The following is a 21,904-nucleotide window of genomic DNA, read 5'->3' as shown; positions in this document are numbered from 1 at the left end:
CGAGCTACTCGCGGCCTGAACGCGCTAGCGAGTGGTTGTCCCTTTCTTGTCCCCTCTCCAGGCTTGCGACACAACCCTCGTGCTTGGGTGAGCAGGCGGCGTCAGGTGACGTAGTTGATCGGTCATGAGGGTCAGTTCTGGTAAGGAGGAGGTGAGGAAGAGCTGGGGCCGGTTTTTGTGGTTCGTGGAGGCCTCTCTGTTCAAGGCCGGACCCGCCGTTCAGGACTTAGTGCACGCGGCTGTTTCAGCAAAGGTCCGGCGACAAACTGCGTCGGTTTTGCTTCGTTTCCAAACGGCCTGCCTTCATAAAGGCCAGAATTCGATTAACTTGGCCTTAACTATAACGGCTTCAGGTAAGCCGATGCGGAACATCCACCATGGCTTTATAGCTCTTGCCATCCTTCTCGGCCCTGCCTCGGTTATCATTACCCATCAGAAGATCACCGACATTTTCCAGCAGGAAGCGGTAACCTCCTCCGATTCTGCCGCTATCATCCAGCAGGCCTATGCCTACTGCTCCGAACTGCCCCCGTTTCAGCGCCCCTCTCGCTGTGGCGAGTATCTGCACCACTTCGAGCGATGTGCCGCGCAGAAGGATCGCTGTCGTCCGCAATCTGTCTACGAGGTCCTCATCCGGCTGAACCTCTCCCCAGCGCCCTCGGAGATGCCAAAGATCGACACGGTGGCGGTGACAGGGGACGAGTAGGAGCAGTTGAGGCCTATGTTCCCATCAGTTGCGGAACTTCGCTTGCGGGGAGTGCCTGGGCAAAATAGTGTCCCTGCACCAGCCTGCAGCCATTCCGTTTCAGGAACTCCAATTGTGCCGCAGTTTCCACGCCTTCAGCGACAACTTCGATGTGGAGACTCTTCCCCAGCCCCAGCAGGGCCTTCACGATAGCCGCGTCCCCGGCATCCCACTCGATGTCCCTGATAAACGAGCGATCGATCTTGATCACGTGAACCGGGAACCGCTTCAGGTGAGTAAGCGAGGCATAGCCGGTGCCAAAATCATCAAGAGCAATGGTCACACCGGCAGCGCTCAAGACCTGGAGCGCTTGCTCCACGTTCCCGGCATTGCGATCAAGGAACACACTTTCGGTGACCTCCACCTCTAGGCAGGAGGTCGGGATGCCGAATCCCTTGAGCTCGGCTAGAACACACTCGGCATAATCTCCGTGGCGGAACTCGGCAGCGGAGACGTTAACGGCCACTCGGCCGAACGTTAGTCCGGCATCGAGCCACTGCCTCATGTCCTTGAAGATCAGAGAGCGCATGCGGGCGCCGAGGGCAGAGCCTAGTTCCGTATCATCGAAGGCCGGCGAGATTGGACCGGGATACTGAATGCCCAGTCGTGGATGCTCCCACCGCAACAAGGCCTCGAAGCCAACCGGCTCCTCCGAATCAAGCGAGATCTTGGGCTGGTAGAATGGCCTGACCCAATCCGAGGAGAGAAGCCTACCGGCAGTCTCAAGAGCGGATGCCACCTTCTGGGCTACTTCGCTCATGGTGGGATTATACATCATGTGCATGCCGCGACCGGCCGCCTTGCTCTGGTAGAGCGCCAGATCCGCCTGTTTCTGCAGATCCTCAACTCTCATGGCAAAGCCTAGAGAGACAACCAGTCCGATACTGGTGCGGCAATCATGGGCTGGGTCATCCTCCGGATGCGGGTTCTGCATCCGGTTCAGGATGAGCCGCGCAATCGCAACGACTTCGTCCTCGTGCTCGACCTCTGGCAGAAGCAAGCCGAACTCGTCGCCGCCCAGGCGCGCAACCGCGTACCTGTCCCCGGCCAGTGATTGCAGGCGCCTGGCAAACTCCCGCAGGAGCGCATCTCCGGCATCATGGCCGAGCCGGTCGTTGACCAGCTTGAGGTGATCGAGATCCATCAGCAGCAGCCCAACCTTGGTCTGAGCCTTGGTTGCTTGGTCGAGGGCCCGTTGAACCTGCTCGTAGAAGAACCGTCTGTTGGGCAGGCCGGTCAGGTCATCATGGTAGGCTGCCCAATGCAGTCTATCCCGGGCAAGTTTCCTCTCATGAATGTCCTCGATCATCCCGTACCAGCGCAGGACTGCTCCGTCCCGGCCAAGGCGAGCCGACGCGTGACCGCGAAACCAGCGGTAGGTGCCATCCACAAGCCTCACCCGGAACTCGGACACATAGGGCTTACCTGTCTTCAATGACCGGCTCGCCTTTTCCTGGACCAGGGGCACATCGTCAGGATGAATGGCCGCCATCCACTTCCAGCCCCGCGTTTGCTCGATCGGGAGGCCGGTCAGGCTGTGCCAGCGCGGCGAGACTTGCAGCAGGTTGCCGTCCGGATCCGACGTCCAGGGGATCTGCGGGCTGAGTTCCACAGAGTAGCGATAATGCTCCTCGCTCTCCCGGAGGGCCTCCTCCACATCGCGGTAACCAGCCTCGATGCGCTCCTTGGCCATGCCTAAGAACACAAAGGCGAGCGCCGGGACATAGACGATCAGGAACAGGGCCATCTCCGACGACCAGCTTCTGACGAGGGCATCAACCCTGAACATCGAGCCCATCGGCAAGCCTGCGACGGCGCGAAACAGGCTGAAGGCGGTGAGCACCAGGAGGAGAGCCACAGCGGCGCTCTGGGAAGTCAGCCGGTGAGGATTGTGCTTCCAGAGCTCCCAAGCGGACAAAGCCGCATAGCCACCGGTGATCAGTGAGATGACCGTGACCCGCGCTCCGATGTTGTCGTGGAACAGCGGATAGGACAGCATCCAGAGCGCTGGGCCAACGACAAGCGCTAGTCGGGAGATCGGCCGTTCGTTGAAGATCCTGGCGCCGGTATAAAGAGCCCCATAGCCAAGTGCGACCAAGCCGTTCGCCAGCATCAGCTTTGGATGAACTGGCAGCCCAGGGGCGAGATTGACCAATCCGATGCCGATCGCATTCAGGACAAAGGTGGCACTCCACCAGGCGAGAGCACTGATCTTCCGGTTATGGTTCCAAAAGAAGAAGAGCAACCCGCCCAGGATGACCAAAGTCAAAATGAAATCGAATGCGAGGGTACGAGCGTCGAGGTTCATGGCTTCTTCTGGGGCGAGTGATACGTTAATGGTAGCTGTATCGCTTGAGCATTGGCCGATGGATCAAGTCAGCCAAAGGTCGCAGATGTGCTGATCAAGTTCGAATTTTGCAATATAGTTCTTTACGATGCATTTCCTTGTGACAGCGGGCAGCGGGGGAGAGCCGGGGCTCCCCGAATTTACGATTTCTAGAACAGCTCCAGACAAGGTGTGCACTCTAAGGAGTAAAGGCCCGATTTATGCGCGCTAAGGGGGCGTGCGCTTCCCGCGGTGATGCGGGCGGGCCAAAACAGAGGAAATGTCACACTCGATTTCTAATACTCGCAACCCACTGATGCGAGCGTTCTCCGGCGTTACAGGCAGATTTTACGCAGGTATTGCGGCAAGCATTCTCGCCTTGATTGCACTGTCCATATACGGATCACTCACGATCTCGAGTATCTTGCTTGAGCGGAAGCAGGCGGAGTTGAAGAGCCTTGCCCAAACCGCCACTACCCTGATCGCAGGGTACGAAGAGCGCGCAAAGAAAGGTGAACTGACGGTCGAGGAGGCAAAGAAGCGTGCTGCCGACACCCTGCGCACAATGCGCTATAACGGGAACGACTACTTCGTTGTGCTTGACTATACCAACTTCGTAATCATGCACCCCAACAAGGCGACCGAAGGCAAGAACCTCTCGGACGTCAAAGACGCAAACGGCACCTATGTAACCCGCGAGCAGGTTGAGGCAGGCAAGAGAGGCGGCGGGTTTGTGAACTTCCTCTGGCCGAAGCTCGGTGAGACCGTGCCGTCTCCGAAGACGGTGTATGCCGTGTCCGTTCCGCAGTGGGAATGGGTTGTGGCAGCGGGCATGTATATCGATGACCTCGCAGCCATCAACGCCACCTACCGGAATGTGTTCCTCGCATTCGTGGGTGTGTCTGCCTTGATCCTGATGGGCATTGCCTTCGGTCTCGGCCGGAGCATCTCCAAGCCGATCCAACAGCTGGTCGCTAATATGCGGTCCCTAGCCAGCGGTGACCTCAGTGTGGCGGTAGAGAGCACCGGACGTCGCGACGAGATTGGCCAGATGGCTGGCTCCGTTCAAGTCTTCAAAGATGCCATGATCGCCAAGAAGCTTGCAGACGAACAAGCAGCTCTTGAGGCTGACGCTAAGACCCGGCGCGCTGAGGCTCTCGACCAGCTCACCAAGCACTTTGAGGTAAACGTCTCTTCCCTGACGCAGAGCTTGTCAGCGGCAGCGACCGAGATGGAAGCAACTGCTCAAACCATGACCTCCGTGGCGAACCAGACGACCCATCAGTCGGTTACCGTTTCGTCAGCTGCGCACCAGACATCGGCCAATGTGCAGACCGTCGCGGCTGCGACGGAAGAGCTGTCCGCCTCAATCCGTGAAATTGCCTCCCAGGTGAGCCAATCCTCGCAAGTGGCGGAGAAGGCCGTGGCCGGCACCCAGCGCACGAGCGCAACGGTCCAGGAGCTCGCAGCTAGTGCGGAGAAGATCGGTAACGTGGTTCAGCTGATCAACACCATCGCCGGTCAAACGAACCTACTGGCCCTCAACGCCACCATCGAGGCGGCCCGCGCCGGTGAGGCCGGCAAGGGCTTTGCCGTCGTGGCATCCGAGGTGAAGGACTTGGCTACCCAGACTGCCAAAGCGACCGAGGAGATCTCTCAGCAGATCGGTTCGGTGCAGCAGGCCACCCAGCAGACGGTGGAAGCCATCCAGGAGATAGCGCGCACGATTTCCGAGATGTCGCAGATCTCGACTTCGATCTCGGCCGCGATGGAGCAGCAGGGCTCGGCCACAGCCGAGATCGCCCGCAGCGTCCAGGAAGCCGCCCGCGGCACAGAGCAGGTAACGGGTAGCATTCGGAATGTTCAGAACGGGGCAGGGGAGACGGAAACCGCAGCCTCCCAGGTTTTGGGAGCCGCTCAGGAGCTAGCACGCCACTCCAACGATCTCAGCCGCGAGGTCAGCACGTTCCTACATGGCGTGAAAGCGGCATGATCTCCGGATAAACTTATCCTGCAAACCGACATGAAGAAGACCGGCCTCTCATAGCGGAGGCCGGTTGTTTCGATTCTGAACTGTCTGCATCGGCTGCAAAGAGTTTTCCGCATATAAGCAAAGTTTATAGCTCTTCCAATCAAGCATTACGTAAGCTTCGTCAGCTAAGTGGTTCTTCACCTGGTAATCTGTGCGCTAAAGTGGCGCGCGCCTCCCGCGGCGATGCGGGCAGGTCATTGTTGGACAATGCGTTTTCTTGATAATCTGAAGCTGATTGTAAAACTCGCTATTCCGGCCGCCGTCTTTATGGCCGTCACAATTGGTTTGGTGATCATGGCTGAGCGCGGCCTGTCCGCCATGTCGGCCGACACCAAGGAACTGGCTGACATCGAAACCGCCCGCCTGACCACGATTTTGAAGATCAATGCCGAAGTCAACGAAGCAACTATCCAGGAAAAAAACCTAATCCTGGTCTCGTCCGAGGCTTCTGATCGGCTCAAGAGCGGTGAAGCAATGTACCAGCAGTACAAGAAGCTTGCGCTCCAACACGCGGACGAGCTGATTGCGCTCTCCGGCTCCCCAGAGCGCCGTGCCATCAACGAGAGCCTGAAAACGGAGCTCAGCAAGTACTTCACTCTGATGGACGCCAGCGTCAGTTACGCCGTCAGGGATCAGGATTCTTTTGCACTCGAAATCTCCAATGGAGAAGGCCGTGACGCACGCCGCAAAGTTCGCGATCTTCTCACCGAACGCATCGAAGCCAATCAGAAGGGCCTTGATGTCGCCGCTGAGGAGGCGGAGGCCCTCGCGTCGTCGACCGCCATGACACTCATGGCCTCCTCCGTGGTGGGCATCCTCTTTGCCATTGCGCTTCTGGGCTCCATCGTTGTGTTCGCGGTCGCCCGTCCCATGGGCGCCATGACAGGAGCAATGGTCCGTCTTGCAAATGGGGATCTTGCCGTTGATGTTACCGGCACAGACCGCAAGGACGAGGTGGGTGAACTGGCCCGCTCGCTACAGGTGTTCAAGGACAACGCCGTTGAAGCCCGCCGCCTCGCCGCCGAGCAGGAGGTTGAGAACCAGGCCAAGATGCGTCGCGCCGAAGTGCTGGATAACCTCACCAAGCGCTTCGAGCAGAACGTGTCGTCCCTGACCCAGGGCCTGTCGTCCGCCGCGACGGAAATGGAAGCCACCGCTCAGTCGATGACCCAGGTGGCCGGCCAGACCACTCAGCAGTCGGTGACCGTCTCCTCCGCTGCCCAGCAGACATCGGCCAACGTTCAGACGGTTGCCGCCGCCACCGAGGAACTGTCTATCTCCATCCGTGAGATAGCCTCTCAGGTGGCACAGTCCTCGCAGGTGGCAGATAAGGCAGTCCAGGGCACTCAGCGCACCAGCCATACGGTCCAGGAGCTTGCCGCAAGCGCCGACAAGATTGGCAACGTGGTGCAGCTGATCAACACCATTGCAGGGCAGACTAACCTGCTGGCACTGAACGCCACAATTGAAGCGGCGCGCGCGGGTGAAGCCGGTAAGGGCTTTGCGGTTGTGGCCTCCGAGGTGAAGGAGCTGGCGACCCAGACGGCCAAAGCGACTGACGAGATCTCACAGCAGATCGGCTCAGTGCAGCAGGCGACCCAGCAGACGGTAGCGGCGATCCAGGAGATCGCCCGCACGATCACCGAGATGAGCCAGATCTCCACTTCCATTGCCGCAGCAATGGAGGAGCAGGGCGCGGCCACCGCGGAGATCGCCCGCAATGTTCAGGAGGCTGCCCGCGGTACTGAGCAGGTGACCGGGAGCATCGTGGACGTCCAGCACGGGGCAGGGGAGACGGGCGCTGCGGCCTCGCAGGTCCTAGGCGCGGCTCAGGAGCTTTCTCGCCACTCCAACGACCTCAGTCGCGAGGTTTCAACCTTCCTGTCCGGTGTGAAAGCTGCATAGAGCTGGAAGCTACCACTTCTGTTGTGCTACCAGGACCGGGCCCACCAGCCCGGTCTTTTTTGATCCATCAACGCTTTATGCATATTTCCAGGTGAACCATTCGGCATGAGTACATACTCTCGTGACACCACCGCTATCTCCGAACTGACTGGCCAACCGGTCAACACCTGGTCGGAGGAGTGGCAGCGTGAATGCGAAGCCCGTGCTATTCTGAAGATGTCCAAGGTCTAGCGCGAGGAGTTCTTCAACGGCAAGAAGGACGAAAACGGCAAAACCCTCGAGCGCGGGATTGTTGCCTTGCGCGGTCCAGAGGCTGTCGAGACTCTGAGAACTCTCATGCAGCAGCTCCTGGATGTCCGCGCCGGCAGGCGCTAGTGCAACGCGTAATAGGCAAGGCCGCCTGCTACAATCAGCCCAACGAAAAAGTATGGGAACCACGACGGGAACGGCCGTTCGTGGCCATCGAAACTCATGAGCACCTCCGGGCAAAGGAATCTTCGCCTTGCCTTGGGAAGTGATCGTGGCAATTTCGAGAAGACTAGTGGTGTGAGTTTAAAGTGCGTTGGCAGAAGCGTTTGATGCTGGCCAGGATCTCGTCGGCGGACTTGGTCCACACGAACGGTTTAGGATCCCGGTTGGTCTGCTCGATGTAGTCTTGGATTGCAGCCTTCAGGCTATCGGTGCTGACAAAGGTGCCGCGCTGCAGGCAGCGGCGGGTCAGGATCAAGAACCAGCCTTCCACCAGGTTGAGCCATGAGGCACTGGTCGGGGTGAAGTGCAGATGCCAGCGGGGTCGCTTCACCAGCCAGTCATGCACCAGACGCGTCTTGTGGCTGGAGGCATTGTCGAGCACCAGATGCACGTCCAGATCCGCCGGGACCGACGCCTCGACCTGATCCAGAAAGGCGCGGAACTCTTGGCTGCGATGCCGCTTCGTGCAGGCGCCAATCACGCTGCCGGTCTTCACGTTCAAGGCCGCAAACAGGTCGGTGGTGCCATGGCGCCTGTAATCATGGCTGCGGCGCTCGGCCTGTCCTGGGCGCATCGGCAGCACCGGCGTCGTGCCCTCAACCGCCTGGATCTGCGGTTTCTCGTCCACGCACAGCACCAGCGCCCGGTCAGGTGGATTGAGGTAAAGCGCGACCACATCCCGGACCTTGTCAACAAAGGCAGGATCCCGCGACAGCTTGAAGGTCTCCTGCCGATGCGGCTGCAGCCCGAAGGCGCGCCAGACGCGCGACACCATGGTCTGGCTCAGCCCCACGTTCTTGGCCATGCTACGGGTAGACCAGTGCGTGGCGTCAGCCGGTTGGGTCTCTAGGGTCAGAGCAATGAGGCGCTCGATCTCATCATCGCCCACCCGACGTGGTGCACCGGAGCGGGGAGCATCGCTTAAGCCGTCCAGGCGGTGGGCCAGGAAGCGCTGACGCCAGGTGACGACACTCTGCCGGCTGACGCCGAGCCGTTGGGCAATAGCGGTGTTGGTGGCGCGAGGATCGGCACAAGCGAGCACGATCCGTGCCCGCGTCGCGATATCCTGATGGGTGCTTCGCCGGCGAACAAGGCTCTGCAGGGTCTCCAGTTCTGCTGGCGAGAGGAATAACGCAGCCGGCTTGGGTCCACGGGTCATGGCAGCCTCCCAAAGGAGAGGCTCTCAGACTGCTCCCAGCATCGCCAAACTGCAAATCAACTTCAAACTCGCACCACTAGCAACGCTGGACAGCGCTCTGCCTACGCGGCCTTCTGCAAGGCGAGACGAGCCTTGCGCCACTTTTCCAGCCGAAAAAGAAGGTGAGCTCGCACCCTAGCCGCCTGAGCCTCTCTGATGAGTTTTTTTACATCCGTTGAGGTCGTCATAGTCGCTACGTCCGAAGCTTGACCGGCATAGGAACGCAGCAGCCGAACGTGGGTTCCCTAAAGGTGCCGTCCTTAGCCGTGATCAGGGCCGGTGCCATCGATCAGGCCGCCATCTTCAAGGACGGTGCATACGAGTTCGGGTCTGCCTCGATTCCGAGCTCTGTCAGGGCCCGTGCAAGCTCGGAGCATTCGCAAGAGCGCCTATCAGGGCCGCTACGAGATCCGCGGCACCAAAATCAACTACTGGGACGATACGGGCTTCACGGCCGACGGCGAGTTCATTGAGGGCGTCCTTCATCATGGCGGAATGCTGTTTTACAGAGAAGGCAAGTGAAACAGAACCCTTTATATCCGAGGCAATCCGGTCGAGCTCCAGTGCTCCCGACCGGGTTTCTATGCACTGTCCCGGCACTCCTCGGACGTCTGGATTCGGACCACCTCGGTGCGTAAAAGATGACAATCAGTCGACCGAGCGTGAAAAGTCGACTCCTGATCGCCATCGGCCTGGAGCTGAGATGAGACAGGCCCTAGGCACGGCCGTGTTCGCCGACATGCTGGGCGCGACCCTATTCGGCCTGTTCCTCACGCCTGTCTTCTACGTGACGGTAAAGCGGTCTGAGCCAGCGGGATCTCAGTCTTCTCCGGCAGAATAGGCAAAACGACGAGGAGCCTCTTGATCCGCGTGCGGAGATGACTGACCACTCCGTTTGCGGTAGTCGATGGCTACCGGTAGACTCGGGACGAAGGGGAACCGTGCCATGGATAGCGGCAAGGCAGCAGACATCGTCAGATGGGTCACGGAGGCCGGGCTGACCGGCATGACAGAGCTGGAGCTCCTTCACGGCTTCTGCCATCGCCTTGCGGCCGGAGGCATGCCGGTCGCGCGCGTAAACATCGTCATCGACACGCTGCATCCGATTCATGAGGGACGCGTTTTCCGCTGGCGCCGTGATGATCAGGGCGATCTGGACCACATGGTCGAGTATGGCCGCACGAATGTCGGGGGCGAGGCCGCCGCCAACTGGCGCCGGAGCACGTATTATCATCTCCTGATGAGCGGAGAGAACTTCCTGCGGCGGCGGATAGGGCCGGGTCATGTCGAGGACTTCTCCGTCTTGGCGGATCTGCGCGCAGAGGGGCAGACGGATTATCTCGTTTTGATTCATCGTTTCGAGGCCGAGGGTATCATCGGGGAGATGGACTCCTTCTACTCATCTTGGACGACAGACATCGAGGCCGGCTTTACAGACGAGCAGCTGTCGCTTGTCCGCGAGCTTGCATCGCCCCTGATGCTCGCCCTGAAATGCGCCTCGCTTGCACGCATCGCCAAGACACTTGTCGAAACCTACCTTGGGCGTGATGCCGGCAGCCTCGTTCTGAAAGGGCGCATCGCCCGTGGCGTCACCGACCGGATCCAGGCGGTTCTCTGGTTTAGCGACCTGCGCAGCTTCACCCACATCACCGAGACAGCCGATCCGGAGCAGATCATTCCTTTCCTGAACGACTACTCGGAAGCCATCATCTCGTCGATCTGTGACGCCGGTGGTGATGTTCTCAAGCTGATCGGGGACGGCACTCTTGCTATCTTCAAGGAAGAGGATCCGGGCCAGGCCTGCCGGTGCGCTCTTAAGGCAGAGCAGCTGATGCAGTCTAGGATCCGAGTGCTCAACCGCGACCGCCTAGTCGGCAACTTGCCGGTGGCCGATGCTTATCTCGGCCTTCACATTGGCGAGGTCTTCTACGGCAATATCGGCAGCCAGGATCGCCTCGACTTTACGGTGGTCGGCCCAGCCGTGAACGAGGTGAGCCGGATCGCCGCCCTCTGTCGCTCCGTGGAACGAGATGTTCTGGTCTCCTCTGCCTTCTTCGCGGCTGCTTCGACGGCCGAGCAGGAATGCCTCGTTTCCGTTGGCCGTTACGCCTTGAGAGGGGTCAACCGCCCGCAGGAACTGTTTACGCTCGACCCATCCCGGATGGAAACCGAGGAGCCGGAGCAGGCGCCGATTAGTCAGGCTGCCCCGAATTGCTGAGTCGGCAGACGATCGACCGGGAGTTCGCCGTCCACGTCGACTTCCGGTTCGAGCGGGAGGGCAGTTGCATTAGGAATTACCCATCGGTCTAACCAACCAGCAGGTAACCTAATGCAGAGTCTGAAAAAATCGGCCTGTGTGCGGGGAAAGTCGTCAATCGGCAGATCTGAGAAAATAGTCGGAGGACAGCTGACCCAAATGAACCAGACTTTCGCAAATGATTGGGAATCGGCAGAAGATGACCCTCTGCGGACATTCAGCGCAGGACATTTACGGTCCCCTTGTTCTTCTTTGGGGAATGCCGTTAACATACAAGATGCGGGGCATTGTTATTGTATCCAAGCACCGGCCGCTGTTCGCCCGTGCTTGGATACTCATTGCACCAAGGAGGCTGCGTTAACCACTGACCCGCACTGTCAGCTTTCCCAGCCTATCGATGCTGCCCACGAGTTTATTGCCAGGCACTACCGGGCCAACGCCAGCAGGGGTTCCGGTCAGGATGATGTCGCCTGGCTGCAGCATGAAATACTTGGACAGGTTCGCGATGATTTCCGGCACTTTCCAGATCATGAGTCTGAGGTCCGAATCCTGCTTCGTCTCGCCATCCACGGTGAGACAGATGGAGCCTTCTGAGATGTGCCCGACCTGCTCAACAGGGTGAAGGGGGCTGCAGGGACACGACTCGTCGAAGGCCTTTCCAGCCTCCCAGGGCAGACCACTCTTGCCGAGATCCATCTGAAGATCGCGACGGGTCATGTCGAGGCCTATGCCATAGCCATAGATATGATCAAGCGCATCGGCGACTGGGATGTCCCTTCCGCCTTTCTTGATCGCGACAACCAGTTCCAACTCGTAATGGTAATTACCTGTCATGGGAGGGTAGGGAATTGAACTCCCATCCTGAACGATGCTGTCGGTTGGCTTCTGGAAGAAGATAGGCGGATCCCGGGACTCGTCGCCTCCCATCTCGCGCACGTGGGCGACATAGTTCCTGCCGACGCAGTAGATCCTGCGCACCGGGAATATCTGACTCGTTCCAGCCACCGGCAGAAAAGCGCGAGCCGGGGGCGCTATCACACAGGAACCTGCGTCCATTGCTGTCTTCCTCCAAGAATTGCACCCGAATCCGGGTGCCGACCTGCAGTACCGATATTGTCGTCTAGCTAGACATAAAATGTATTTTATATGTCGCACGCGAGCTGTACTTTCGTATAGTAATGCCACGTAAAACTTATAATAAATCGTTGCAAATTCCGCAACGCACAACAGAAGTACAAGATTTTTTGGCGTATTTTGTGCCTTGCACAAGATATAAGCGTAACTGCAGTGATTAAAGAAAGGAAAATAGATCATACATTTTTTTGACATGCTGAACCAACGCGTACATCATTAGGTGCCGCACCAAACGCTGGCACTGCCAATGAGCAGCAGAATGCAGGAGAGGAAACGTCGATGAAGATGAGCAAAGCTCTTGGATTAGCTGTAACGCTTGCCCTTGTTCCCTGGGCAATGAGCGTCGCCAGCGCGCAGAATGCGCCCACGAAGATAACGGTGGTCCTTCCGAATCCGTCGGCCGTGAACAACTTCCCGCTCTACGTCGCAATCGGTGAGAAGATGTTCGAGAAAGAGGGGCTCAATGTGAGTGTCGAGGCTGTCGACGGCTCCTCTCAGGTTCTGCAGGCCATGTCCGCCGGTCAGGCGCAAATCGGGCAGCCTGGGCCAGCGCCGGTTCTCGCCGCACGCGCCCGCGGCGTCGATGTAGTCTTCATCTACAATCACTTTGCGAAATCGGTTTTCGGCGTCGTCGTCCCCGAGAAGTCGGCAATCAAAACGCCAGCCGATCTCAAAGGAGCCGTGATCGGCGTCGGCACGGCCGATGGCGCAGAGGTTGGTTTCACCCGCGCGATCCTCACCGATCAGAAGATGAACGAAGGCAAGGATTTCACGTTCCTGCCTGTTGGTGATGGTGGTCTTGCCGCAGCAGCTTTCCTGCGCGGCGACATCAAGGCCTATGCGGCGGCCGTCAGCGATGCGGCCATCATGGAAACAAGAGGGATCGATCTGCGGGAGATCACGCCCGAGCAGTATCTGTCCTACTTCGGCAATGGCTATGCGGCGATGAAATCTTTCATCGACCAGAACCCACAGGCTGTCGAGAAATTCGGCCGTGTCCTCGTTCAGGCGACAGAGTTTGGACTCAAGCCTGAGAACAGGGACAAGGTCCTGCAGCACACGAAGGCTGGAAACCCACAGGAGGGCGAGGATACCAAGTTGTCGGCTGCCCTGTTCGAGCAGGTGAAGGAGCGGATCACGCCGTTCGACAAGTCGAAGGGCTGGGGCTACCAGCCGCCGGAGCATTGGGAACTCTGGCACAAGAGCGCCGTGGCCTCAGGTGTCCTCAAGAGCCCGCTCCCGGATCTGAAGGCTGCATACACCAATCAGTTCGTCGACGCCTGGAACAAGGGTTCGAAGTGATGGCGGTAGTCTCGATGGCTGGAGAAGCTGTTGCTCCGGTCGGCCTCATGGGCCGACCGGTGTACGAACTGCGAGGCGTGAGCAAGACTTTCGTCAGACGCAATGTGCAAGCTCTCGACATGGTGGATCTGGTGCTGCGGGAGGGCACCTTCTCATCCGTCATCGGACCGAGCGGGTGCGGGAAATCCACCCTGCTCAAGATCATGGCGGGTCTGCAGCCGCCGTCATCGGGCAGCGTGGTACTCGAAGGTAAATCGGTGATGGGGCCGCGCCGGGACATCGGCATGATGTTCCAGCAGGCGACCCTGTTCCCGTGGCGGACCACCCTGGAAAACATCGTCCTCCCGATCGAGATTCGCGACGGCAAGGGGGCAGCCCGCGCCAAGCATGATCAGGCGCGCCAGCTCCTGGATCTCGTCGGCCTGAAAGGTTTCGAGAACGTCTATCCGGGCGAGCTCTCCGGAGGCATGGCGCAGCGTGCGGCGATCTGTCGGATGCTGATTACGGAGCCCGCTGTCCTGTTGCTCGACGAGCCGTTCAGCGCACTCGACGAATTGAGCCGCGACTTCATGAACATGGAGCTGCAGAGGATCTGCCTTGAGCGCAATGCCACGACATTTCTTGTGACCCACTCGATTCCCGAGGCAGTGATCCTCTCCGATGTGGTGTACGTGATGTCGCCTCGCCCAGGGCGATTCGTCGAGGCTATCACGGTCGATCTACCCAGACCGAGAACCCTGGACATGATGACCGATCCGCGTTTCGGCGCGCTTGTCCACCGCATCCGCAGTCACCTCGACAAGGGAGCGTTCCAATGACCCAAGCACAAGTCTTGGCCCCCGCAATTCCCGAGCAAACCGTTTGGGCGGAGCGCGTTTCCTGGATCGACCGGGTCCCGCGTTGGGTGTCTATGCTGGCTCTGCTGATCGGCTTTCTGGTCGTGTGGCAGATCGTCTATCTGATCGAACTCGTCTCACCGATCATTCTTCCGTCTCCCCTGGAGACGATTGAGGATCTGTTCGTCGTCGGGCGGAACCTGCTGACGGGCGATTACATGCTCATGGCACTTTGGATCACGACGCAGGAGGTTCTCCTCGGTTTCGTGATCGCTGTCGTGCTCGGCTTCGCTCTCGGAGTTCTCGTGGGCGAGACCGCGTTCGGTGAGCGGGCCGTCATGCCTTATCTCGTGGCCATCAACACCATGCCCAAGGTCGCGTTTGCACCTCTCTTCGTGTCATGGCTGGGATTCGGCATCGCATCCAAGGTGGCGCTCGCCGCGTTCATCGCCTTCTTCCCAGTCATCGTCGGAACGGCGGCAGGCCTTCATGCTGCCGACCAGAATACCCGCATGCTGTTCAAGACCATGGGAGCAAGCCGTTGGCAGACGTTAGTGCAGCTGAAGCTCCCCATCGGAATGCCCCATTTCTTCTCGGGTCTGAAGAATGCTGCGGTGCTCGTCGTCGTCGGCGCGGTGGTGGGCGAGTTCCTGGGCGGCGGCAAGGGTTTTGGTGAGCTGATCCGCGTGGCGGCCGCCCAGCTCAACACCCCGCGCGTGTTCTCGCTGATCATCTACCTCAGTCTGCTCGGACTGGCGACGTTCTGGATCGTGGCCTGGGCCCAGCGCCGGTTCGTCTTCTGGCACAAGGAGAGCGTCACAGAGGAGACTCTTGCGCAATAACAGGTAAGACGATGTCCCGGCGGTTGACCTCCGTCCGCCGGGACATTCGGCTCTGAACCAAAACCTGCGCAGGTTGCGTCATGAACAAGATCGAAAAGATAACTGCGGCAACCTCCGTCTACGAGAGGCTTCGCCAGGATATTCTGAACGGCGAGTTGCAGCCAGGACGAAAGCTCCTGATCGACTTCGTTTCCGACCGGTATGGCGCCGGTCTCAACCCGGTCCGGGAGGCTCTCAACCGTCTCTCCTCCGAAGGGCTGGTCGAGCGAAAAGACCAGCGTGGCTTCTTCGTGCCCCCAGTAAGCATCGAGGGCTGGCGCGAGTTGGTGAAGACCCGGTGCTGGCTTGAAGGTAAGGCCCTCGAAGAGGCTATCAGGAATGGTGATCAAGCCTGGGAGGAGCGGATTGTCGTATGCTTCCATCACCTCTCCCGCACACCATGGAAGCTGTCCGAGGAAGATACCAGCACCAACCCGGCTTGGGAGGAGCGGCATCGGGCCTATCATCTTGCCCTCATCGCTGCCTGCGGCTCCTCGATTCTGATCGGCATCTGCAAGGATCTGATGGATCAGGCCCAGAGATACCGCTTCATCTCCGTGGCCTCCTCAAAACGCTACCGCAATACCCTAGAGGAGCACCGTGGGCTCATGGAGGCCGTGCTCGATCGCAAGGCTGACTTGGCCGTCGAGCGGCTCGTCGAGCACTACCAGACGACGCTCAGGCACATCGAGGATCAGATCCAACCATCGCCGAAGGTTCGGTTCGATCCGTCCATGCCCAGCTAACAGGATTGGGACGCGGCTAAACGGACCGCGTCTTGAGCTACAATTGACCACGTTCACCTTCAAAAGTTCAAAGAGCAAGGAAGCCCCATGAAGCTGCTGCGCTACGGCCCACCCGGCCAGGAAAAACCCGGCGTTCTCGACCGCGATGGCAACATCCGCGACATCTCCAGCATCGTTCCTGATATTACCGGCGAGGCGCTGTCGTCCGGCAGCCTCGAGCGGCTGCGCAGCATCGATCCTTCCACGCTCCCGCGCGTCGAAGGCGATCCGCGCATCGGCCCCTGCGTCGGGCAGGTCGGCAAGTTCATCTGCATTGGCCTCAACTATTCCGACCATGCAGCCGAGTCCGGCATGGCCGTCCCGCCCGAACCCATCATCTTCATGAAGGCGACCAGTGCGATCTGCGGGCCGAACGACGGCATCGAGATGCCGCGTGGTTCCGAGAAGACTGACTGGGAGGTCGAACTCGGCATCGTGATCGGCAAAACCGCCAAGTACGTGGACGAGGCACAGGCGCTCGAGCATGTCGCAGGCTACTGCGTTGTCAACGACGTCTCAGAGCGCTCTTTCCAGATCGAACGCTCAGGACAATGGACCAAGGGCAAGAGCGCGGACACCTTCGGCCCGATCGGCCCCTGGCTCGTTACACGAGACGAAATCCCCAATCCGCAGAACCTGGGCATGTGGCTCGAGGTGGATGGCAACCGCTACCAGAACGGCAGCACGGAGACTATGGTCTACGGGGCTGCGTTCCTGGTGAGCTACCTGAGCCAGTTCATGAGCCTCCAACCTGGAGATGTGATCGCGACCGGGACACCGCCGGGCGTCGGCATGGGCATGAAGCCGCCAGTCTACCTGCGTTCCGGCAATCGCGTTCGACTGGGCATCGAAGGCCTTGGCGAGCAGGAGCAACTAGTCAGGAGCTGGAACGGCCAAGTCTAGCTTTTCCCCCGCGGCAGGATCGAGAGGCGGCACCGCTTTGTCATGTTGCCTCTCCGGCAGGGGCTTATCAGCTAGGGCGAAGATCAGGAGACGTTGATGAGGATTGGTGTCATAGGGCTTGGACGCATGGGCGCTGCTCTTGCATCCCGACTTCAGAGTTGCGGCCACGACCTCGTGATCTGGAACCGCACGCCTGGAAAAGCTGAGAGCCTTGTTGAGGCTGGCGCAGCTCTTGGGGAATCTCCGGCTGCGGTTGTCGAACAGGCTGAGACGATCATCACGTGCCTTTTGGACGAAAACGCCTTGGATGAGGTGTTCAATGGCGATCGAGGCATTCTGTCCGCTGACCTAACCGCGAGGCTCTTCATCGAGATGAGCACGGTTCAGCCCAGAACCCAGCGAACCTTAGCCGGACGGGTCAAAGCAAAGGGTGCGGCCTACGTGGAATGCCCGGTGAGCGGATCAACAGGTCCGGCTCGTGAAGGGCGGTTGATCGGCCTCGTCGGTGGGACCCCCGAGGATGTCGCCCGCGCACGCCCGATCATTGAACAGTTATGCCGTCGCTTCGAGCATGCTGGCCCGGTTGGCGCAGGGGCGAGCCTGAAGCTTGCCGTGAACCTTCCCCTGGTCGTCTATTACCAAGCGCTCGGGGAAGCCTATTCTCTCTGCCGTCATCTTGGCATCGAACCGGAGCGGATTGTCGACCTCTTCTCGGACACGTCCGGCGGCGCTAACATTCTTAAAGCGCGTGGAGCCATGATCGCAAAGGGCATGCGTGGGGACGCGCCGCAACCGGTGACTTTCGACATCGACTCCTTCCGGAAGGATCTTCGAACCATGCTTGCGGAGGGCGCCGAGCTGGGCCTCGCACTTCCTGTCGCCGAGCGTACTCTCTCGGTTTACGACGAGGCGAGCCAGCAGGGATGGGGCCCCCGGGATGGGACCAGTCTAGCCGGATACTGGCCCAGCCGTGCATCAGACAGAGCTGCGGAGGAAAGAGGCAGCAGCTGAGTGACTTATACTCCTGCGCGACAATCGGCCGAGCGCCACGCTCATTGGCTAAACGCCCGCTTGTGGCACGTTCCGGAAGAACGCGGAACTTCCGCAAAGGCGTGACAAGCGGACCATCGTTTGGAGCGCTCAACGTTACACTTTGACCCCAAGCCGACCTTCAGGACATCTGGTTTGGGATCGCTTGGTCTGCATTGGCCGGGTTCGAGTGACTGTTTCTGCGTATAAAGTCGAGGAAGACGCGAAGGGCCACCGGCGTGTGGCGACGGCTCGGGTAGTAGAGGTACCAACTGGGGATTCGCGGGCTCCAATCGGCGAGGACCTCCACAAGCCGGTGATCGGAAAGTAACGGTCGGACGAAATCCTCCAGGACCCGCGCCAGGCCAAGCCCATCCACGGCGGCCTGCGTGATATGGCGGGCGTCGTTCAGGGTCAGACGACCTTCCGGCGTGATCGTCTCCTTCTTGCGCGCTTTCTCAAACTCCCAGGTGAAGATCGTCCCGCCGGGAAAACGTTGACGGATGCAGACATGCGTCAGGAGATCCGCCGGATTCTGCGGAGCCCCATACTTCGCGAGATAATCCGGGGATCCCACGACGACGTAACGCAGAGACGGTCCGAGTGGCACAGCGATCATGTCGCGGGCGAGTTGCTTGCCAAAGCGTACCCCGGCGTCAAAACCTTCCGCGACAATATCAACCTTGGCAGCATCGCTGATGATCTCAAGGCTGATTTCCGGATATTCTTTCAGGAACGGGTTGATGAGCGGCGCGAGAATATGCTCCACCGCCGGCGCGGGTGCATTGATCCGAACCGTGCCGCTTGGTGTCTGCCGGAAGCTGTTGATCTCGTCCACCGCCTCCTGGACCTGATCGAGCGCAGGGACAAGGCGCCCCAGGAGGCGCTCGCCCGCTTGGGTGAGGGCGATGCTCCGGGTCGTCCGGTTCAGGAGACGAACACCCAGCCTCTCCTCGAGCAGCCGCATCGTCTGGCTCAGGGCGGAGGCTGAAACCCCTCGCACAGTCGCTGCTTTGCGGAAACTGCCGCTGCGGGCAATGGCGGCAAACACCTCAAGATCACCAATGTCGATGCTCTTCATTGTTAAGCGAGCCTAATCAGATCATTCAGGATTGTGCAGCTTATCGGCATGTTCAGTATGTGACACCTTCTTCTCCATGAGCAGCGGATCTCCAGTCCTGAGGAGTGTCACATGAGCGTCACTCGACGTGATCTTGTCGCTGGGTTCTTTGCAACACCTGCACTGACCTTTCTGTTAGCCCGCCACCTTTCTGCGCAGACATCCGCCTTCCCGGTGCCGCTCACGCCAGCCTGCGGCGATGATCACGAGATCACCCCGTCATCGACGGAAGGACCGTTCTACAAGCCGCAGAGCCCGCTCCGGAGTGATCTCACATCCGAGCTGTCAGGCGGCGTGCGCCTGAGGATCGGCGGCCATGTGGTTGATCGTTCCTGCCGCCCTATCCTTGATGCCGTCGTGGAGCTGTGGCAGGCCGATGGAAACGGGCAGTACGATAATACCGGCAATCGCCTGCGGGGTTATCAGAGAACGGATGGGGGAGGCCGCTGGTCGTTCACCACCATCATCCCAGGACTGTACACCGGCCGCACACGCCACATCCATTTCAAGGTGCAGCGTCCTGGAGGGCGGGTTCTGACAACGCAGCTCTTCTTCCCTGGCGAGCCGGGCAATGAGCGCGACTACCAGTTCACCCCACAGCTCCTGCTCGAGATCGAGAAGATCGCCTCCGAACGCCTTGGGCGATACGACTTCGTGATCGCCTGAGCCTCTGCGCAGCCAAGCCCCACATCTGCCAACTCGCAGCTTTCGACGAACGGAGACCTCAAGGGCTCCGCAAGGAACTGCACGTCCTCACTTCTATCTCTTTTGGAGCTCTTGTCATGACCAGCATTCTTTCTCGCCGCAGATTACTCCTCACCGGAGCAGGCATCGGGGCCGTCACAGGGCTCGGTGTGAGCCGCGCCGCTGCACAGGCTCCACAAGCCCCGTGTCGGGTCGCCGTCTCCGCAGGCATTAACACGGGCACATACCGGTTCCACATCGGCGACATCCGGGCCACGATCATCAGTGATGGCACGATCGCCGGGAACATCAGGATCTATGCAAGGGATGCCGAGCAGGCTGAACTTGATGCCGTCTTAGGCGCCGCTCACCTCTCGCAGAGCCAGTTTCCTCTTCAGCTCAACGCCATGCTGCTTGAGCAGGGCAGCCGCAGGATCCTTATCGATCCCGGTGCGAACCTGGCAATGGGACCGAACGGTGGCCGCTTGATCAGCCGATTGGCGGACTTGGGGCTTGCACCTGGCGACATCGAAGCGATCGTTATCACCCACACACATCCCGACCACGTAGGCAATCTCCGCAATCAGGATGGAACGGCAGCCTTCCCGAAGGCTGGGGTCTATGTTCCGGAACCGGACTGGCAGTTCTTCTACATCAATGAGCCTGATCTCAGCCACCTGCCGATGCCCCGCGATTTTCAGGAGCGCTTCATCCGGAACATCAAGATTAGCTTGGAGGCTGTTGCCGGCAACGTGATCCGCTATCAGCCTGGGCGCGAGGTCCTACCCGGCATTATGACCGTCCCGGCCCATGGGCACACGCCGGGTATGTCAGCTCTGCTGATTGCGTCAGGCGGCGACCAACTCATGGTGACGGCGGATCTCGCCTATCATCCCTTGCTCAACATCGATCAGGGTTGGATGCCCGGTGTGGACATTGACGGGGAGGCGGCACGGCAGACGCGCAACCGGTTGTTCGACCGCGCGGCAGCGGACAACCTGCTTCTCTTTGGCTTTCACTTCCCGTTCCCCGGGCTCGGACGTCTCTATCGAACCGGAAGCGGCTATCGCTGGCTGCCGCAGGCGTGGGATTTCACTGGCTGAGGAACGCACATCTCGCTACGCAGGGATGTGAGCCCATTCGTGCTATCCCTCGTGATGCCCTTTGTGGTCCCAGGAATTTCGACAGCTTATGGCGTTGGACACACATCCAACTTTCTAGGGCGCGTCTGCAAAGGGCTATAGCCAGAGCATAATCATGGCGAGGGTGACCATCGCGAGATAGTTGGTGGCGCGCTTCTCGTATCGTGTGGCAACGCGGCGGAACTGCTTGAGACGGTTGATCAGGCGCTCGACCTTGTTGCGCTCCCGATAAGCCTCACGATCAAAACCCGGCTGCGAGCGCTCGTTCCTGCGGGTGGGGATCACGGGGGAGATCCGGCGCCGGCGCAACCGGCGGCGGGCAGTCGGACTGGAGTAGCCCTTGTCGCCAGCCAACCGCCGCGGCCGCAGGCGCGGACGCCCTCGTCCCGGGCGGCGGACCGCCCCGCCATCCAGCAGGTCCTCCAGGGCAATCTGCTCGTGGCGCTCGCCTGCCGTGAGCACGGCGACAATCGGCTTGCCACTGCCTTCGGCGCGCAGGTGCAGCTTGGTCGAGAACCCACCCTGGGAGCGGCCCAGAGCCTCGTCCTGAACCTTACCCCCCCGATAGCGCCGATCCGGCGAGCGCCGGCGGCGTGCTGATGCGCCCGGACAACGGTGGCATCCACGAAGTGCAGGTCCCAGCCGATCTCACCCCGGGCATCCGCCTTGGCCTGCAGGGCGGAGAGGATCGCCTGCCACAGACCGGACTGGCGCCAGCGGTAGAACCGGCTGGAGACGGTGCCGACCGGACCAAAGCGCTCGGGCAGATCGCGCCAGGGCGCGCCCGTGCGCAGGACCCACAGAATGCCGTTCAAGATGGTGCGGTGATGGTGGTTGGGCCGCCCTGTTTGCGGCCGCTCGGGCGGCAGAAGCGGCTCAAGACGCCGCCACTGCCGGTCCGTCAACTCGTAACGTTTCACCTGCCTCAGATAGGAAGATCACGCCCAACATGAAACCCCTTTGCAGAAGCGCCCTAGGAGCAGCAACAAGAGCAACTTTTCCCAAGCCGATGTGTCGCTAAGCCGGTAAGGCACTTGATCAGGCCGCAAGCCCAAAAGCTTGTGGGGTGCTGCTCGTCCACGTTCGGCTCCACTTGTTGGTGCGTGAACGACCGCTCCGTTGGCACGAGGGACGTGCGAGTAACAACCGCCTCA

General features: G+C 59.9%; 17 protein-coding genes and 3 pseudogenes. 15 read left to right on the top strand and 5 right to left on the bottom strand.

Annotated elements, in window-relative coordinates; genetic code table 11:
- Positions 1-151 precede the first annotated feature (151 nt).
- Positions 152-706, top strand: coding sequence for a hypothetical protein (locus JQC81_RS22790; RefSeq protein ID WP_203274097.1), 555 nt, complete (start codon positions 152-154; stop codon positions 704-706).
- Between the two features lie 13 nt (positions 707-719).
- Here JQC81_RS22790 and JQC81_RS22785 read toward each other — a convergent pair whose 3' ends face one another.
- On the bottom strand, positions 720-3,053 hold the full coding sequence (locus JQC81_RS22785) for a putative bifunctional diguanylate cyclase/phosphodiesterase (RefSeq protein ID WP_203274096.1): 2,334 nt from the start codon (positions 3,051-3,053) through the stop codon (positions 720-722).
- 298 nt (positions 3,054-3,351) lie between these two features.
- Between JQC81_RS22785 and JQC81_RS22780 the strand changes: the two genes are divergently transcribed.
- The 3 genes from JQC81_RS22780 (at position 3,352) to JQC81_RS34650 (ending at position 7,239) form a co-directional block, all read left to right on the top strand.
- Positions 3,352-5,064, top strand: a complete 1,713-nt coding sequence (locus tag JQC81_RS22780) for a methyl-accepting chemotaxis protein (RefSeq protein WP_312887571.1) — start codon at positions 3,352-3,354, stop codon at positions 5,062-5,064.
- 246 nt (positions 5,065-5,310) lie between these two features.
- Positions 5,311-7,008: a methyl-accepting chemotaxis protein gene (locus JQC81_RS22775; RefSeq protein WP_203274094.1), complete on the top strand. Its 1,698-nt coding sequence runs from the start codon at positions 5,311-5,313 to the stop codon at positions 7,006-7,008.
- Positions 7,009-7,113: 105 nt separating this feature from the next.
- Positions 7,114-7,239, top strand: coding sequence for a DUF7696 family protein (locus JQC81_RS34650; protein WP_446685728.1), 126 nt, complete (start codon positions 7,114-7,116; stop codon positions 7,237-7,239).
- Between the two features lie 307 nt (positions 7,240-7,546).
- Here JQC81_RS34650 and JQC81_RS22770 read toward each other — a convergent pair whose 3' ends face one another.
- The gene (locus JQC81_RS22770; protein WP_203274093.1) at positions 7,547-8,638 is read right to left on the bottom strand and encodes an IS630 family transposase; all 1,092 of its coding nucleotides are present in this window, start codon (positions 8,636-8,638) and stop codon (positions 7,547-7,549) included.
- 402 nt (positions 8,639-9,040) lie between these two features.
- On the opposite strand from JQC81_RS22770, the pseudogene JQC81_RS22765 reads away from it, so the two are divergent.
- From JQC81_RS22765 to JQC81_RS22755, 3 genes and pseudogenes are all read left to right on the top strand, one after another.
- A pseudogene (locus tag JQC81_RS22765) lies at positions 9,041-9,199 on the top strand (Atu4866 domain-containing protein); the annotation flags it as partial.
- Between the two features lie 163 nt (positions 9,200-9,362).
- Positions 9,363-9,518, top strand: a pseudogene (locus tag JQC81_RS33400) (efflux RND transporter permease subunit); the annotation flags it as partial.
- A 105-nt stretch (positions 9,519-9,623) separates the two neighbouring features.
- Entirely contained in the window at positions 9,624-10,895 is a 1,272-nt protein-coding gene (locus JQC81_RS22755) for an adenylate/guanylate cyclase domain-containing protein (RefSeq protein ID WP_203274091.1), read from the top strand.
- Between the two features lie 396 nt (positions 10,896-11,291).
- Here the strand turns inward: JQC81_RS22755 and JQC81_RS22750 are convergent, their stop codons facing one another.
- A complete protein-coding gene (locus JQC81_RS22750) occupies positions 11,292-11,912 on the bottom strand; it encodes a fumarylacetoacetate hydrolase family protein (protein WP_312887570.1) in 621 nt (206 codons plus the stop codon).
- Between the two features lie 435 nt (positions 11,913-12,347).
- On the opposite strand from JQC81_RS22750, the gene JQC81_RS22745 reads away from it, so the two are divergent.
- From JQC81_RS22745 to JQC81_RS22720, 6 genes are all read left to right on the top strand, one after another.
- On the top strand, positions 12,348-13,370 hold the full coding sequence (locus JQC81_RS22745; protein WP_203274089.1) for an ABC transporter substrate-binding protein: 1,023 nt from the start codon (positions 12,348-12,350) through the stop codon (positions 13,368-13,370).
- Positions 13,370-14,188, top strand: coding sequence for an ABC transporter ATP-binding protein (locus JQC81_RS22740; protein ID WP_246520604.1), 819 nt, complete (start codon positions 13,370-13,372; stop codon positions 14,186-14,188). The genes JQC81_RS22745 and JQC81_RS22740 overlap by 1 nt, the downstream gene beginning before the upstream one ends.
- A complete protein-coding gene (locus JQC81_RS22735; RefSeq protein ID WP_203274088.1) occupies positions 14,185-15,048 on the top strand; it encodes an ABC transporter permease in 864 nt (287 codons plus the stop codon). Before JQC81_RS22740 ends, JQC81_RS22735 begins: the two co-directional genes overlap by 4 nt.
- Before the next feature lie 80 nt (positions 15,049-15,128).
- Complete coding sequence (locus tag JQC81_RS22730; protein ID WP_203274087.1) at positions 15,129-15,833, top strand: GntR family transcriptional regulator; 705 nt, start codon at positions 15,129-15,131, stop codon at positions 15,831-15,833.
- A gap of 87 nt (positions 15,834-15,920) precedes the next feature.
- Positions 15,921-16,775, top strand: coding sequence for a fumarylacetoacetate hydrolase family protein (locus JQC81_RS22725; RefSeq protein ID WP_203274086.1), 855 nt, complete (start codon positions 15,921-15,923; stop codon positions 16,773-16,775).
- A gap of 96 nt (positions 16,776-16,871) precedes the next feature.
- The gene (locus tag JQC81_RS22720; RefSeq protein ID WP_203274085.1) at positions 16,872-17,786 is read left to right on the top strand and encodes an NAD(P)-dependent oxidoreductase; all 915 of its coding nucleotides are present in this window, start codon (positions 16,872-16,874) and stop codon (positions 17,784-17,786) included.
- A 160-nt stretch (positions 17,787-17,946) separates the two neighbouring features.
- Here JQC81_RS22720 and JQC81_RS22715 read toward each other — a convergent pair whose 3' ends face one another.
- Positions 17,947-18,885, bottom strand: a complete 939-nt coding sequence (locus JQC81_RS22715; protein ID WP_203274084.1) for a LysR family transcriptional regulator — start codon at positions 18,883-18,885, stop codon at positions 17,947-17,949.
- 111 nt (positions 18,886-18,996) lie between these two features.
- Here JQC81_RS22715 and JQC81_RS22710 point away from each other — a divergent pair, with 111 nt between their 5' ends.
- Positions 18,997-19,590, top strand: coding sequence for a dioxygenase family protein (locus JQC81_RS22710; RefSeq protein WP_203274083.1), 594 nt, complete (start codon positions 18,997-18,999; stop codon positions 19,588-19,590).
- 116 nt (positions 19,591-19,706) lie between these two features.
- Complete coding sequence (locus tag JQC81_RS22705; protein WP_203274082.1) at positions 19,707-20,711, top strand: MBL fold metallo-hydrolase; 1,005 nt, start codon at positions 19,707-19,709, stop codon at positions 20,709-20,711.
- Between the two features lie 135 nt (positions 20,712-20,846).
- On the opposite strand, the pseudogene JQC81_RS22700 reads toward JQC81_RS22705, so the two are convergent.
- Positions 20,847-21,670: pseudogene (locus JQC81_RS22700) on the bottom strand (IS5 family transposase).
- Positions 21,671-21,904: the final 234 nt, after the last annotated feature.

Source organism: Microvirga arabica (genome assembly GCF_016811235.1).
GTDB classification, from domain to species: Bacteria; Pseudomonadota; Alphaproteobacteria; order Rhizobiales; family Beijerinckiaceae; genus Microvirga; species Microvirga arabica.
Note: the sequence above shows the minus strand (reverse complement) of the source record. Positions and strands in the feature narration are given on the sequence as shown.

Coding starts and splice junctions, on each gene's coding strand:
- JQC81_RS22785 (WP_203274096.1), bottom strand. CDS start 3,053: ATGAACCTCGACGCTCGTACCCTCGCATTCGATTTCATTTTGACTTTG.
- JQC81_RS22780 (WP_312887571.1), top strand. CDS start 3,352: ATGTCACACTCGATTTCTAATACTCGCAACCCACTGATGCGAGCGTTC.
- JQC81_RS22775 (WP_203274094.1), top strand. CDS start 5,311: ATGCGTTTTCTTGATAATCTGAAGCTGATTGTAAAACTCGCTATTCCG.
- JQC81_RS34650 (WP_446685728.1), top strand. CDS start 7,114: ATGAGTACATACTCTCGTGACACCACCGCTATCTCCGAACTGACTGGC.
- JQC81_RS22770 (WP_203274093.1), bottom strand. CDS start 8,638: ATGACCCGTGGACCCAAGCCGGCTGCGTTATTCCTCTCGCCAGCAGAA.
- JQC81_RS22755 (WP_203274091.1), top strand. CDS start 9,624: ATGGATAGCGGCAAGGCAGCAGACATCGTCAGATGGGTCACGGAGGCC.
- JQC81_RS22745 (WP_203274089.1), top strand. CDS start 12,348: ATGAAGATGAGCAAAGCTCTTGGATTAGCTGTAACGCTTGCCCTTGTT.
- JQC81_RS22740 (WP_246520604.1), top strand. CDS start 13,370: ATGGCGGTAGTCTCGATGGCTGGAGAAGCTGTTGCTCCGGTCGGCCTC.
- JQC81_RS22735 (WP_203274088.1), top strand. CDS start 14,185: ATGACCCAAGCACAAGTCTTGGCCCCCGCAATTCCCGAGCAAACCGTT.
- JQC81_RS22730 (WP_203274087.1), top strand. CDS start 15,129: ATGAACAAGATCGAAAAGATAACTGCGGCAACCTCCGTCTACGAGAGG.
- JQC81_RS22725 (WP_203274086.1), top strand. CDS start 15,921: ATGAAGCTGCTGCGCTACGGCCCACCCGGCCAGGAAAAACCCGGCGTT.
- JQC81_RS22720 (WP_203274085.1), top strand. CDS start 16,872: ATGAGGATTGGTGTCATAGGGCTTGGACGCATGGGCGCTGCTCTTGCA.
- JQC81_RS22715 (WP_203274084.1), bottom strand. CDS start 18,885: ATGAAGAGCATCGACATTGGTGATCTTGAGGTGTTTGCCGCCATTGCC.
- JQC81_RS22710 (WP_203274083.1), top strand. CDS start 18,997: ATGAGCGTCACTCGACGTGATCTTGTCGCTGGGTTCTTTGCAACACCT.
- JQC81_RS22705 (WP_203274082.1), top strand. CDS start 19,707: ATGACCAGCATTCTTTCTCGCCGCAGATTACTCCTCACCGGAGCAGGC.